The organism is Psychromonas sp. L1A2 (assembly GCF_009828855.1).
Lineage (GTDB): Bacteria > Pseudomonadota > Gammaproteobacteria > Enterobacterales > Psychromonadaceae > Psychromonas.
Genome location: NZ_WUAG01000001.1, coordinates 123,064 through 137,643 on the forward strand (window position 1 = coordinate 123,064; position 14,580 = coordinate 137,643).

The window sequence follows — 14,580 nt, forward strand, 5'->3', positions numbered from 1 at the left end:
CAAGTTTGTAAAGTTCGTTATCATCTTGCTCTAATTTACCTGATTTACATTGAGACTCTGAATTTATGATCGTTGCAAATAATATCGAATTTATCCGAGGTGGAAAAGCCTTACTTGAAAATGCCAGTGCAACCATCAACCCAAAACAAAAAGTAGGTTTAGTCGGCGCCAATGGTTGTGGTAAATCGAGCTTCTTTACTTTATTAAAACAAGAGTCTCAAGTTGATGCCGGTGACCTGACTATTCCACATCATTGGCGATTAGCGAGTGTTGCTCAAGAAACGCCAGCTTTAGATACGAATGCGTTGCAATATGTTATTGATGGCGATATTGAATTTCGTACATTACAAGCAAAACTAAAACAGGCTGAAATAGAAGATAACGGCACTAAAATCGCTGAAATGCATATTTTATTGGATAATGCTGGTGGTTATACGATTGAATCTCGCGCTGCCGAGTTATTAGCGGGTTTAGGTTTTAGCGAACAAGCGCAAGGACGAGCGGTTAGTGATTTTTCTGGTGGTTGGCGTATGCGCTTAAATTTAGCGCAAGCACTGCTTTGTCCATCTGATTTACTATTACTCGATGAACCTACCAATCACCTCGACTTAGATGCGGTTATTTGGCTTGAAAAATGGTTACATCAATATCAAGGTACATTAATACTGATTTCTCATGACCGTGATTTTATTGATAGCATTGTCGATAAAATTATTCATATTGAACAAAATAAATTATTTGAATATACCGGTAACTACACCAGCTTTGAACGTCAACGTGCTGAAAAGTTAATGCAGCAACAATCTTCTTATGAGAAACAACAAGCGCAAATGGATCATATGCAAAGCTATATTGATCGCTTTCGTTATAAAGCCAATAAAGCAAAGCAAGCGCAAAGTCGTATTAAAGCACTGGAAAAAATGGAAGCGCTATTGCCTGCGCACCTCGATAATCAATTTAGTTTTTCATTTCGAGAACCTGAAGCATTACCAATGCCATTATTAACATTGGAAAAAGTGAGTGCAGGTTACGACGATCTATTAATTCTTGATGAAATAAAATTAAACTTAGTCCCAGGTAGCCGCATTGGTTTGTTAGGTCGCAACGGTGCTGGTAAATCAACCTTAGTAAAATTGCTTTCAAATCAGCTTCAGCCTAAATCAGGTAAGATTGAAATAAACACAAATGCAAAAATTGGTTACTTTGCACAACACCAATTAGAGTTTTTACATCTAGACGAAAGCCCAATGCAACATTTAATGCGTTTAGCGCCCGATGAGAAAGAACTGCCACTACGTAATTTCTTAGGTAGTTTTGGTTTTCAAGGTGATAAAGCCTTTGATATTGTTGCGCCGTTTTCCGGCGGAGAAAAAGCACGGTTGGTTTTAGCATTATTAGTGTGGCAAAAACCTAACTTATTATTACTTGATGAACCAACCAATCATCTAGATTTAGAAATGCGTCATGCTTTGACTGTCGCTTTACAAGCATTTGAAGGCGCAATGGTAGTGGTATCGCATGATCGCCATTTACTTCGTACGACTATCGATGACCTGTATTTAGTACACGATAAAAAAGTAGAACCCTTTGCTGGTGATTTAGATGATTATCATCAGTGGTTGTCTGATCAACAACGTATTGAGAAACAAGCGGCTCAAAGTGAAGATAAAGTGGTGTCGGTGAGTGCAAACCGTAAAGATCAAAAAAGATTAGAAGCGGAATTTCGTAAAAAGTTAACGCCTTTTAAGAAGCAGTTAACCAGTGCAGAAAAACAAATGGATACTTATTCTGCTCGTGTGGCTGAGATTGAAGAACAGTTAAGTGACAGTTCGCTTTATGAGCAAGAAAATAAAAAGAAATTAACGGATCTATTAAAAGAGCAAGGTGAAGTAAAAGAGCAGTTAGAAGAAACTGAAATGTTATGGATGGATGCTCAAGAACAAATTGAATTATTACAAGCCGAAAGCGAATAATTTATATTGAGCCTTTTATAAGTAAGATCCCAAATGATAAGTGAAACGCTAAAATTTTATAAATGAATCCGAAAAGAGATGCGCTGCTGATAAAGAAAACCTGAACAGCTTTTCTTTATCAGCAGCGCATCGTTATTTAATAACTTGTCGTGTCTGTATAGCAAGCTAAGCCTGCGATAACTCCCTTAGCAGAGGAAATGCTTGTGTTGTTTTCTCTGCTGTCACCACAAAGCCAATTAATTTCTGTTGTTCATTGTAAGCTTTAGCAATTATTCCCACTGTTTGCACATCAAATACCCAACGGTTAATCTCATTTGAACAAGTCACTCCTCCAATTTGAATAGGGTAAGTCGGTGTTTTTACCTTAATCATAATATTAGGTAAATTGACTGCTGAAGGTGTATCTAATAAAGTTTTGGCTAATGCATTTGCACTAATCAATATCGGTTGTAGGTAAGCACGAACCAACCCTTCAAATTGCGCACAATCACCTAATGAATAAATATCTTTAATAGAAGTTTGTAGATATGCATCGACACAAATACCATGCTCAGTTTTAATATTGGATTGAGCTGCAAGCTGCGTATTAGGTTTTAACCCTGCACAAACAATAACTTGATCAACTTGTAAATGATCATTATTACTTAACAGCACTAACATTTGACCATGCTTAGTGGTTGTGTCGTTGGTGTCTAATGCTGTTTCCAACTCAATGGTACTAACCGTACAATCCGTTTTAATCTCAATATTATGTTGTGCAAGGTTCTTCTGAAGTTCAAGGGCCACATATTCAGGCAATTGTCTGGACATTAACTGTGTTGAAGGTTCAACTAAGGTGACTTGTTTACCTGCATTAGCAAGATCAAGTGCTATTTCGACACCAATTAAGCCGCCTCCAATGACTAGCACAGAGTGAGCAGAGGTAATTTGCTCTTGGCAAGCTGCAAATTCTTGTAAGCTATTTAACGTCAATAATTTCTGTGCAGCATTACCTTTAATGACTGGGATAAAAGGAGTAGCACCAGTTGCGAGTACTAGTTTTGAATAACTTATTTTGTGTTCACCAGCAATAATAAATTTATTAAACCCATCAATTTCATTCACGCGCGTTTTCGTGATTAAGCGGATCTTATATTGCTCTGCAAATTCAGTAGCCGTGGTATTGACTACATCGGCAACTGATTGATTCTTGGAAAATACATGACTTAAATCTGGCTTATTATAATCATCCCCAGAATCTGCGGTTATGACACAAATCTCAATTTCATTATTTTGGCGACGTAATGCTTTCACCAATTGATAGGCAGCAAAACCGCTGCCTATAATCACAATGGGTAGTGTCATTATGCAACCTCTTCCGCAGAGTGGGGAATGAAAACGTCTTTACCTAAGTTACAATCAGGGCAAAGGAAGTACTCAGGTACATCATCCCAAACCGTGCCTGCTACAACATCTTGACTTGGTTCGCCTATTTTAGGATCGTAGATCCAGTTACATACGGTGCAAATCATACATTGGCAATCTGGGCCATGTTCTTGATGTTGCTCAGCTGTGGTTGCTTTTACTGGCTGGCTTTCTGTTGTATTCGTTATCATTGGTTGTATATTGCTTTGATCTAATGCCCATTCTTTTGCAATACGTTGACCGTGTTCACGACATAAACGCATTGCTTTGCCATCTGGTCGCCATTTTGTATGCAGGCTATCTGCCACTTCAAATCCTGCTTCGATTAAACGTTTATTAATACGATCAATCGCACCACCATTCCAACCTGAACTACCAAAAGCACCGGCTTTTTTCTGTTTAAATTTAAGGCCTGTTATCTCTTCTAACATACCTGCCACTTTAGGCATCATGACATTATTCATTGTTGAAGAACCGACCAAAACGCCTTTAGAGCGAAATAGGCTCGACAGAATGTCGTTTTTATCTTGGCGTGCAATATTAAATACCTTAACGGCTACTTTAGGATCGATATCATGAATCCCTTGTGCAATTGCATCAGCCATCATTCGGGTATTGTTAGACATGGTGTCATAGAAAATAGTAATACGATCTTCTTGATAATCCGCTGCCCACTCTAAGTATTTTTCAATAATTTGAATCGGATTATCTCGCCATACAATGCCGTGTGCCGTTGCAATCATATCGACAGGTAAATTAAAGCTTAATACTTCTTTGATTTTGGCGATAACCAATGCACTAAACGGCGTTAAAATATTGGCGTAATAACGTAGGCATTGATCCATCAACTCTGTTTGATCAACTTCATCGTTGAATAATCGTTCATCACAGTAGTGTTGGCCAAAAGCATCGTTACTAAATAATACGGCATCGCCAGTGATGTAAGTCATCATACTATCTGGCCAATGCAGCATCGGTGCTTCAACAAAAATAAGTTGTTTGCCATTACCAATATCAAGGCTATCGCCTGTTTTAATGGTATTAAAATTCCATTCTGGATGATGGTGATGCCCAACAATCGAATCAATGGCTGCTTCTGTACAATAAATAGGGGTATTCGGAATACGTTCCATTAAAGCGGACAATGCGCCTGCATGATCTTCTTCTGCATGGTTAATAACAATATAGTCGATGCACTCGAGGTCAATTTCCATTTCTAGGTTTTGAATAAACTGATGACTAAAACGATGGTCGACAGTATCTATTAATACTGTTTTTTCTTCTCGAATTAAGTAGCTGTTATAACTTGTTCCTTTCGTCATTTTATATTCAGTACCGTGGAAATTCTCGATTTCCCAATCACGTTGCCCGACCCAGTGAATATTATTTTTTACATGAATTGTCATAGTAGTTTCTCTCTGAAATAAGTAAGTTATATAAAGTAATCAACTACATTGCAGGCAGCGTGCCAATTTATGATTTGTTTTAAGTTGTTGTTATTTGGTGTTTTTTTAATTCAGTAACATTTTAATTTATCTTTCTGATAATTTATTGTTTGTCATCAAGATAATCATTTATCTGAATGATAATGTTTGTGCAGCCCTACAAAGCATGACAATAGCGAATTGACTGACACAATCAGGTTTTATGTGGCCATGATATTTTCAATGAAATAAAGCGAGTTAAAATAAAATGACAAAAAGAAATAATGAATGGTTACAGGTTGCAGTAGATATTACCTCGAGTATTTCTGAGCAGGATCGTTTTGAACGTTTATTAATAACGCTGCGTAATATATTAAAATGTGATGCTTCAGCGCTTCTTCTATATAAAAATCAACATTTTATTCCCTTGGCCATTAATGGCTTGAGTGCCGATGTATTAGGGCGTCGTTTTATGATTGAACAACATCCTCGATTTGAAGCGATTGCACGTGCTGGAGATATAGTGCGTTTTCCGAGTGATAGTGACTTACCCGATCCCTATGATGGATTAATCCCAAATCATCAAGGATATTTAGAGGTGCATGCTTGTATTGGTTTACCTCTATTATACGAAGGCCGTTTAATTGGGGCGTTGACTATCGATGCATTTAATCCTACGCAATTTGAACAATTTGATAATGACTATTTACGATTGGTTAGCGCATTAGCTTCTAACAGTTTAAACACTGCATTATTAATGGAAAAACTTGAGCGTAATGCAGGTTTACCTTCCAACACATCAAGAACATCGCCGCTAAACTTAAGTAAGCAAGATATGATTGGGCAATCTCAAAGTATCTTAACCTTGAAATCTCATATTGACGCAGTAGCTTCGACAGATTTATCTGTATTGATTATGGGAGAAACAGGAGTAGGTAAAGAGCTGGTGGCTCATGCTATTTTTAGGCAATCGCAAAGAAATAAACAGCCCTTTGTTTATTTAAATTGTGCTGCTCTACCAGAGTCAGTCGCTGAAAGTGAACTCTTTGGGCATATTAAAGGCGCTTTTACCGGGGCAATCAGTAACCGAAAAGGAAAGTTTGAATTAGCGAATAAAGGCACGCTTTTTTTAGATGAAATTGGCGAACTCTCTTTAACCTTACAAGCAAAGCTATTACGAGCATTACAGTATGGTGATATTCAACGTGTTGGTGACGATAGTAATATTAAAGTTGATGTACGGATCATTGCTGCGACGAATAGAGTGATGCATGAAGAAGTTAAGAAAGGCAATATGCGCTCTGACTTATATCATCGCTTAAGTGTCTTTCCTATTTTTGTGCCACCTTTAAGAGATCGTGGCGATGATGTTATTTTATTAGCTGGATTTTTTGCAGAGCGTTGCTCCCATAAGCTTAACGTTGCTAGTATTCAAATTGATAATAGTGTTTTGCCATTACTTCATGATCATGCGTGGGAAGGAAATGTAAGAGAATTAGAGCATGCCATATACCGTGCGGCAGTGATTGCAAAATCAGAGTCTAATGAAGCGCATATTAGTATTCATCCAAACCATTTTCATTTTCAAAAAGAATCGTATCAAAGTGAGACTATTTCACTTTCAACTCAAATACTCCCGCTTTCAAAACAGGAACAAAGCATTACTGATTTACAAACTAACGAGTTACACGACATTGTAAAGGAGGGAGGGACATTGAAAGAGATTATGGAGCAATTTCAATATCAGGTAGTGCAGAAAGTGTACTTAGAGAATAATAAAAAATTATCTATTACTGCTAAACAGCTTGGTATGTTTCCCGCTAATTTACATCGCCTATTAAAACGCCTTAACTTAAATACATAAATAATGTTGTGCTGCTAGCCATCTACTAAGCGCTTATTTTCTTTTGTAGTTCAATTTGAACACTAAGCTCGATTATATTCTCTTTAAAATTGCGGCTGAGTTACATTGTTAATCAATTTTGTAGATAGAAATTAAGCATCATTATTTTATTTTACAAGGTTGCAATGAGTCTATTCCATGTACTTCTTCGCTCGCATCAAATTAGTGCGAGGATCTATACCTGAAAGATAACAGTGCAAAGTCATTGAAAGTATTACGTCCTTATTTTTAATTAATTTTCAATAAAATCAATAGTTAATAGTTTCTTGTAAAGCTGGCGTAAACATTGCTTTATATTTATGTTGATTAACTAAATTAGTCATTAATGAGAAGAAAGATGATCAAATTGCTTTTTGCAGTCTAATTGTCGAATATTCTATTCATCAGTTTAATACAACTATTCAACATTAACCGCTTAAAATGAGGCTTATTGAGCCATTATTTAAAAGATCTGTTTGTCACAACTGTAATGACATTAAAATTCGCGGGTTTTATATAAGCAAAGATAACGTTTACATATTGGCACTGCTGTTTTATCTGCCTGCCTATTAAACGGGAATTATAATAAATAGCGAATATAAAAAATTATGGAACTTTCGATTGAAATTGACCCTGCTCGATCGCTGCAGGAACAAATATTTGAACAATTACAAGACCTAATCGTGACAGAGAGACTAAGTTGTGGTGCTCGACTGCCTTCGAGTCGAGAATTAAGCGTTCTCTTAAACGTTAGCAGAAATACTGTTAAAGGGGTCTACGATAAATTAACAGATCAGGGATATATATATTCACAAGTCGGTTCAGGGACCTATGTTTGTACTACATTACCTGAAAGAACAATAGGCGTTAACGCTAATAATAGTCAATTAAGTCTGGGAGAAGAGCCTTCAGATATTGACTTAAATCTTCCAGAAATTAAACAAGAAATTCATCAATACACCTCCAAAAAAAGAGAATTGGTATGTGATTTTCAATTGGAGAGGACAGACCCTCACTCTTTCCCGACTAAAGCATGGCGACGACTTATTAATAATAGATTGAGTACATTAGGCTCAAATATGACTCGATATGGAGAGCCAATGGGTCTGGGGGAGTTACGAACTGCTATTGCTACTAGAGTTGGTTCTACAAGAGGAATTGTAGTTGATCCTTCTCAGGTTTTTATTGTTACGGGGATACAGCAGGGGTTAAATATTGTTTCACAATTATTTGTGAGAAAGGGAACGGGTGTATTAATAGAAGCTCCTGGTTATACAGGGGCTAAATATTTATTCCAAAACTATGGTGCCAAACTTATTCCTGTTCCAGTTGATAAAAATGGCATTGTCTTGAATAAGCTTCCAAAAAAAGATGTGAGCCTCGCTTTTATTACACCTTCTCGCCAATACCCAATGGGGACTGTGATGTCAATTAAAGATAGAAAAGCTTTGATTGAATGGGCCACTGAAGTTGGCAGTTATATAGTCGAGACAGATTACGATAGTGACTTTCGTTATGAAGGTGCTCCATTGCCAGCCCTTAAAGCTCTCGATAATAATGAGTGCGTTATTCATCTTGGATCCTTTTCCAAAACCCTAGGGCCAGGTTTAAGGGTGGGTTATATGATTCTTCCACCAAGCCTCGTTGATGGAGCGATAAGTTGTAAAAAATTATTAGATTATGGCATGCCATGGTTAGACCAAGCTGTATTGGCTGATTTTATTGCCAGTGGTAGTTACGATAACTATTTAAAACGCCTTCGCAGCTTGTATCGTAATCGTCGTGATCGTTTGATTAAAGAATTAACAGAAAAACTTGGAGAAGTTGAACTAAGAGGAACTGAGTGTGGGACACATTTGGTTTGGAAGCTTCCTGAGTGGGCCCCAGATGCTAATCAATTACAAAAATTGATGCTTAATAGAAACGTTGGCGTTTATAACTTATGGCATGACTCTATATGTAATTGGGATTACGCTAAAGAGTGTAACCGCCTGCTACTGCTAGGCTACGGGGCTATATCAGAAGAAAATATAAGTGAAGGAATAGGTAGAATTGTTAGTGAATTAAAACAGAGTTCGTTATAAAAATTTGATGTGTTATCGATTTCTATCTCAAATAAGTAGGTCAACAGACATTGTAAATTTAGTGGCTTTATTAACAAAATTCAAATGAATGGAACCATAAACTTTAAACTAAATGGCACTAAACTATTGCTTTCATTAAGTCATAGTATAGCTCTTACATTATGGATAAAACTAGTATAAGGGAAAATAAAATGACTAAATTAAAGGAAGAGTTTTACGGTGCATGTCCACATGATTGCCCTGATAGTTGCTCGATGGTTTACGAAGTTGAAGATGGAAATTTACTTGGAGTTCGAGGTAATGAAAACTCCCCTTATACTCGCGGAGGCCTTTGCGTTAAGGTAAAAGATTTTGAAAAAAGGCATTATCATCCAGATCGACTGCAATACCCTTTGCGCCGAGTAGGCCCTAAAGGAACTAAGCAATTTGAAAGAATTTCATGGGACGAAGCAATAAGTGAAATAACCAGTCGATGGAAATCAATTATTGATGAGTATGGCGCTGAGGCCATTATTCCATATAGCTATTTAGGCCATCAAGGCGTTGTAAATGGTTTGAATGGCGGAGACCCATTTTTTAATAAACTCGGGGCTACAGTGTGTGAAAGAACATTTTGTGGTGAGGGTTCTGCAACGGCTTGGGCATTGACTAATGGCCCAACTAACGGATTAGATCCAGAAAGCTTTCAGTATGCTAAATATATTGTTATATGGGGGTGTAATAGTGTTAGTACCAACTTACATGCTTGGCATTTTGTTGTAAAAGCTCAACAACAAGGCGCTAAAGTCATCGTAATAGATCCCTATCGTTCTCGTACAGCTAAACAGGCTGATTGGCATATTCGTATCAAACCTGGTACTGATGGAGCCCTAGCGATGGCAATGATGAACGTTATTATAGATGAGGGGTTACAAGATCAAGATTATGTCGATAATCATACGGTCGGTTTCGATAAGTTAGCAGAGAGAGCCAAACAACGTACGCCTGAATGGGCGGCAGAAATAACAGGGTTATCAGTTGATGAAATTCGTACATTTGCTCGAGAGTATGCAACGGTAAGCCCAGCTGCAATACGTATAGGTGTTGCTGTTGAAAAGAACTGGGGAGGTGGCCAAGCTATACGTGCTATTTCATGCCTTCCTTCGTTAGTTGGTGCATGGCGAAAAGCTGGAGGCGGTATGTATCAAATGACATTTTGGGAGCATCCGTACGCTTTAAACGTCATGTCTCGACCAGATCTCATTCCTAAAGGAACCAGAGTTGTAAACAATATACAAATTGGTCGTGCATTAACTGGTGAAATTCCTCTAGACCCCCCTCTTAAATCGATGATGTGTTGGAATACGAATCCTGTAACCCAGGCCCCTGAAGGCGATAAAATTATTGAAGGCCTCTTACGTGAGGACTTATTTTTGGTTTCAGCAGAAAATTTTATGTCTGACACGGCTGCTTATGCAGATATCGTTTTGCCTGCAGCGATGGGAGCGGAAATGGAAGATATTATATTGTCATGGGGACATAACTACTGCGTTCATAACACAAAATGTATTGATCCACCCGGAGAAGCGGTATCTAACAGTGAAATTTTTAGGCGATTGGCTGCTGGAATGGGATTCGAGGAAGAGCAATTTAAATGGTCTGATTCGGAATGTTTAGAGAACTTTATTGAATGGGACTCTCCTAAATGTGATGGCTTTGATCTTGAATACCTCCGTAAGCATGGTTTTCATCGTTACAATCTTGGTCCTGTTGATACTCGAGCGCCACATAAAGAAGGAAATTTTCCAACGCCATCAGGAAAATGTGAATTTTTCTCGGAAACTGCAGCTAATGGTAATTTTGTGATAGAGCCATTTCGTCAGATGTATACAGAATTTCAACCAGGAAATGCTGAACCACTTGATTCTCTTCCCGATTACCTTCCTTCAAAAGAAACCCATGAAGCGAATCCAGAGTTAGCGAGTAAATATCCTCTAAATATTATTGCTCCTAAAAGCCATGGTTTTTTAAATTCTAGCTATGCCAATATGAAGCATAAAATCAGAGGGCAGGGCGAACAATTTATTCTTATTAGTAATGAAGATGCTAATGATCGGAACATTGCTAATGGAGATATGGTTCGGATTTTCAATGATCGAGGGGCATTGGAAGCAAAAGCGAAGGTAAGTGTGGATGTCAATCAAGGGTTAATCATTACAACCTTAGGTTATTGGCGTCAATTAAATAAAGGCACCTGTAATGTAATTGCTACGGCAGAGTTTTCTGATATGGGACATGCACCTAGATTTTTTGACACTTTAGTTCAAGTGGAAGCCGTTGGATAAGCAGCCGGTGGCTAACGTCTATTAGTATAGTAAAAAACAATACAGTAAAAGACTCTACTGTATTGCCAACTATCGAAAGTCTTATCGGGCATTTTTTGATGCTAGCTAAAAGGTGTTTTATGAGGAATTAGTTGATTTATAAGCTGTTTATCCGATCGGTACCAACCAATATAAATAGATTGGTACTACATATGAACTGCTCAATTGCCTAAATTTATTACCAGCTTTGTTAGAGCTTATTTAATTAATCAACTTTTCCGGATGTAAACCCGTAAATAAAAAAATCTACACTGATCTATGTATCAGTATTAAAAAGGAAAACAAAATGACTGTAAAAGTTCTTAAGGATGTTATTGGTACAGATCTTCCATTGTTGGATATACCAGGAATTAAAGCATATTTAACCGATGTTACTGCTTCTGATAATACTACAAGCCCAATAGCTGCCGGTATGTTCCGTTTGGATAAAAGTAATCCTTTAGATTTCACATATAAATATGATGAGATGAAAATTGTGTTAGAGGGAGAGGTTACTGTTGAAGATGAACAAGGTACTTCACATGAGTTAGTTGCAGGGGATTTAATTCAGTTCTCTAAAGGCGCTAAAGTCATTTTCAGTACACCATCATCAGGTTTAATGTTTTATGTCGCACAGAGAAAATTTGGCGAACTATAAGAATAAGTTTAGTAAATAAAGAGAGGGAAATCTAATGCCGTATGTTGTCACTGATAATTGTAATGCTTGTCGTTTTACCGAATGTGTTTCGTCTTGTCCGGTATCTTGCTTTCATTTTGATGAAAAAATGTTGTATATCAACCCTGATGTATGCATTGAATGTGGCGCTTGTGAAACCGCCTGTCCTGTGCAGGCGATACATGATGTTGCGACACTACCCGATGAGCTGGAAGAATGGATAGATATTAATGAGGAACGCTCTCAAATTTTACCCGTCATTTCTGAAGCACAAGCACCGTTATCAACGGCAGAACACAGAAAAAGTGAATTAGGATTTTAATTAAACCTTATAATCGTCCTCCAGATATTGGAGGAACGACTTTAGAAAAAGGATTGCAAGTCATGTCATCAAGGTTAAAAATAGCAATCATTGGAAGTGGCCCAAGTGGATTCTACGCTGCAGAGGCTTTGTTAAAGTCCAGTTTCCCAATAGATGTAGATATGTTTGATCGTTTACCAACGCCTTTTGGTTTGGTTAGAAGTGGTGTGGCACCAGATCACCCTAAACTAAAACAAGTTATCAAGGTATTCGAAAAAATTGCAGCTAACCCTGCATTTCAATTTTTTGGAAACATTCATATCGGAAATGATATTTCTGTTGAATCGCTAAAACAGTCTTATCACGCGATAATTTTTGCTATTGGTGCAGAAACGGATCGAGCACTGGATATACCAGGTGAAAACCTGAAAGGTAGTTATACCGCAACTGAATTTGTTGGGTGGTATAACGGGCACCCTGCACATCAACATCACCAGTTTGATTTGAGCCATGAAAAGTGTGTCATTATTGGGCAAGGAAATGTCACTGCGGATGTATGTCGTATACTTGCTAAAGATGTGGATGAATTAGCAAAAACGGATATAACTCAGAATGCGATTGACGTTCTATCTAAGAGTAAAATTAAAGAGATTCATATAGTTGGTAGGCGAGGCCCTGCACAAACAAAGTTTTCAAACAAAGAGTTGAGAGAATTAAGCGAACTGGAAAGGTGTGAAATTGTTATTGATCCTGTTGATTTGCAACTAAATCAGGAGAGTGAGCAAGAGTTAGCAGATAAGTCTAATAAAAATAGCGTACTAAATATTAAACTATTCCATCAATTGTCCATTAATAAAGTAAAAGAAAAAAACAAACAGTGTTATTTTCATTTCTTAAAGAGCCCCATAGAAATATTAGGAGATAAGGCTGTTACAGGTTTAAAGTTAGCTCAAAATAAATTATCAGGACAGCCTTTTAATCAAATTGCAAATGTATCAGAACATAACGAGAACCTTGAATGTGGTTTAGTTTTTCGTAGTGTTGGCTACAAAGGGGTTTCACTTCCAGGTGTGCCTTTCGATAAAAAGAAAGCAATTATTCCTAATATAAATGGGCGAGTAGTTAATGAAGATGAACAACATTTAGATGGTCTTTATGTAACAGGTTGGATAAAGCGAGGTCCTAGTGGAATTATTGGTACCAATCGTGCTGATAGCATTGAAACGATTAGCTCATTATTAGACGATCTTCCTGCGCTTATTATTAAAAAAGACTCACTTACAGATGTAGAGCTTTCATTGCGCGAAATAAAAGAAAAAGGGGGCCATATAATATCCTATGCTGACTGGTCTAAAATTGACAAGTTAGAGGTTCAAAAAGGCTTTTCCAAAGAGAAACCAAGGGAAAAAATAACTAACATATCAGAGTTATTACAAGTTGCTAATATGAAATAATAGAAATAGGTAATAGCGTTGACTTATTTTCCATTTAATAGCACTACATGAGAAGTTGTTTTTCGTGAATTAGAGTATTTAATAAATATAAATTTTTGTTATCGTTTTCTTTTAAAAATAAAATAGTTAGACATAAATAAAACAGCGAAATAATTCGTTTGTATATTTAATAAGTAGAGAAAGGAAATGGTTAGCAAAAAAGTTTTCGCTGATGTTAAGGTAAAAGTTTATTGATAAACTATATCGTTACTTGGTTTTGATTGTCATCACTTTTTCATGAAACAGTAACCAGTCGGTTATAAACTTAGATTGAAATGATTATATTATTATGTTTTTGTAATGAGTTAATTTAGGTTCATTCATACTAGATAAAAGGCTTTACTTGAGTTTTAATTTTAGCTTCGCCATAATCACCGCGCAATGTTATATCTGTTTATACATAAAAAGGGATTAAAATGAGTTTTCAAGCAAATGAATATTTCGACGGTAATGTAAAATCGATCGCATTCCAAACTGCAACATTACCTGCAACAGTTGGTGTGATGGAAGTTGGTGAATACACATTCGGTACTGAAGCATATGAATACATGACTGTTGTTAGCGGTAGCTTAACGGTTAGACTTGTTGATACAACAGAATGGAAAACATATAACGCAGGTGAAACATTTGAAGTTGAAGCAAATTCTAGCTTTGATGTAAAAGTAGTAGTACAAACTGCATACCTATGCCTTTATAAAAAATAAAGATTTAGGTGTAAAGTGACTCTATAAAAGTCATTATAAGGAGCTAAGGCTCCTTTTTTAGTTTCTAAATATAATCAATTTCGATTTTATTCACTGCTTTGAGCAAATTCTCTTTCATTTAATAAGCTTTAATTCAGTGTGACTCAACTCAATACAATAGTGAAGTTGTAATCAAAAGACTGCTTAATCCTTATCGCTAATCAATATACTTCAACACTATCTAGCTCAAACCTATCTACCTCAACATTATCAATTTTTGTATCTGAATTTAAAAGCAATTGGGAGAGGATAGAGTCT

Annotated in this window: 10 protein-coding genes; 8 read left to right on the forward strand and 2 right to left on the reverse strand. The window is 36.8% G+C overall.

What is annotated here, in order from left to right; genetic code table 11:
• The first annotated feature begins 65 nt into the window (after positions 1 to 65).
• Entirely contained in the window at positions 66 to 1,973 is a 1,908-nt protein-coding gene (locus GQR59_RS00500; protein ID WP_160060226.1) for an ABC transporter ATP-binding protein, read from the forward strand.
• Between the two features lie 165 nt (positions 1,974 to 2,138).
• On the opposite strand, the gene norW is transcribed toward GQR59_RS00500, so the two are convergent.
• Both norW and norV read right to left on the reverse strand, forming a co-directional pair.
• Positions 2,139 to 3,317, reverse strand: coding sequence for an NADH:flavorubredoxin reductase NorW (gene norW, locus GQR59_RS00505; protein ID WP_160060227.1), 1,179 nt, complete (start codon positions 3,315 to 3,317; stop codon positions 2,139 to 2,141).
• A complete protein-coding gene (gene norV / locus GQR59_RS00510) occupies positions 3,317 to 4,783 on the reverse strand; it encodes an anaerobic nitric oxide reductase flavorubredoxin (RefSeq protein ID WP_160060228.1) in 1,467 nt (488 codons plus the stop codon). Before norV ends, norW begins: the two co-directional genes overlap by 1 nt.
• A 286-nt stretch (positions 4,784 to 5,069) precedes the next feature.
• On the opposite strand from norV, the gene norR reads away from it, so the two are divergent.
• The 7 genes from norR to ppnP all read left to right on the forward strand — a co-directional run bounded on the left by norR (position 5,070) and on the right by ppnP (position 14,283).
• The gene (norR, locus tag GQR59_RS00515) at positions 5,070 to 6,665 is read left to right on the forward strand and encodes a nitric oxide reductase transcriptional regulator NorR (RefSeq protein WP_160060229.1); all 1,596 of its coding nucleotides are present in this window, start codon (positions 5,070 to 5,072) and stop codon (positions 6,663 to 6,665) included.
• 626 nt (positions 6,666 to 7,291) lie between these two features.
• On the forward strand, positions 7,292 to 8,767 hold the full coding sequence (gene pdxR, locus GQR59_RS00520) for a MocR-like pyridoxine biosynthesis transcription factor PdxR (protein WP_160060230.1): 1,476 nt from the start codon (positions 7,292 to 7,294) through the stop codon (positions 8,765 to 8,767).
• Positions 8,768 to 8,958: 191 nt separating this feature from the next.
• Positions 8,959 to 11,091, forward strand: a complete 2,133-nt coding sequence (locus GQR59_RS00525) for a molybdopterin-containing oxidoreductase family protein (protein WP_160060231.1) — start codon at positions 8,959 to 8,961, stop codon at positions 11,089 to 11,091.
• A gap of 325 nt (positions 11,092 to 11,416) precedes the next feature.
• Positions 11,417 to 11,767 carry a cupin domain-containing protein gene (locus GQR59_RS00530; RefSeq protein WP_160060232.1) on the forward strand — a complete coding sequence of 117 codons (351 nt, stop codon included), beginning with the start codon at positions 11,417 to 11,419 and terminating at the stop codon, positions 11,765 to 11,767.
• Positions 11,768 to 11,801: 34 nt separating this feature from the next.
• The gene (locus GQR59_RS00535) at positions 11,802 to 12,107 is read left to right on the forward strand and encodes a 4Fe-4S dicluster domain-containing protein (protein WP_160060233.1); all 306 of its coding nucleotides are present in this window, start codon (positions 11,802 to 11,804) and stop codon (positions 12,105 to 12,107) included.
• Positions 12,108 to 12,169: 62 nt separating this feature from the next.
• Entirely contained in the window at positions 12,170 to 13,540 is a 1,371-nt protein-coding gene (locus GQR59_RS00540) for an FAD-dependent oxidoreductase (RefSeq protein ID WP_160062300.1), read from the forward strand.
• Between the two features lie 455 nt (positions 13,541 to 13,995).
• Positions 13,996 to 14,283 (forward strand): pyrimidine/purine nucleoside phosphorylase, encoded by a 288-nt coding sequence (gene ppnP / locus GQR59_RS00545; protein ID WP_160060234.1) that lies wholly within the window; start codon positions 13,996 to 13,998, stop codon positions 14,281 to 14,283.
• Positions 14,284 to 14,580 lie beyond the last annotated feature (297 nt).

Bases quoted from the DNA above. Each gene is read 5' to 3' on its own strand.
- norR (WP_160060229.1), top strand. From the start codon at position 5,070: ATGACAAAAAGAAATAATGAATGGTTACAGGTTGCAGTAGATATTACC.
- GQR59_RS00535 (WP_160060233.1), top strand. From the start codon at position 11,802: ATGCCGTATGTTGTCACTGATAATTGTAATGCTTGTCGTTTTACCGAA.
- GQR59_RS00540 (WP_160062300.1), top strand. From the start codon at position 12,170: ATGTCATCAAGGTTAAAAATAGCAATCATTGGAAGTGGCCCAAGTGGA.
- GQR59_RS00500 (WP_160060226.1), top strand. From the start codon at position 66: ATGATCGTTGCAAATAATATCGAATTTATCCGAGGTGGAAAAGCCTTA.
- ppnP (WP_160060234.1), top strand. From the start codon at position 13,996: ATGAGTTTTCAAGCAAATGAATATTTCGACGGTAATGTAAAATCGATC.
- norW (WP_160060227.1), bottom strand. From the start codon at position 3,317: ATGACACTACCCATTGTGATTATAGGCAGCGGTTTTGCTGCCTATCAA.
- pdxR (WP_160060230.1), top strand. From the start codon at position 7,292: ATGGAACTTTCGATTGAAATTGACCCTGCTCGATCGCTGCAGGAACAA.
- GQR59_RS00530 (WP_160060232.1), top strand. From the start codon at position 11,417: ATGACTGTAAAAGTTCTTAAGGATGTTATTGGTACAGATCTTCCATTG.
- norV (WP_160060228.1), bottom strand. From the start codon at position 4,783: ATGACAATTCATGTAAAAAATAATATTCACTGGGTCGGGCAACGTGAT.
- GQR59_RS00525 (WP_160060231.1), top strand. From the start codon at position 8,959: ATGACTAAATTAAAGGAAGAGTTTTACGGTGCATGTCCACATGATTGC.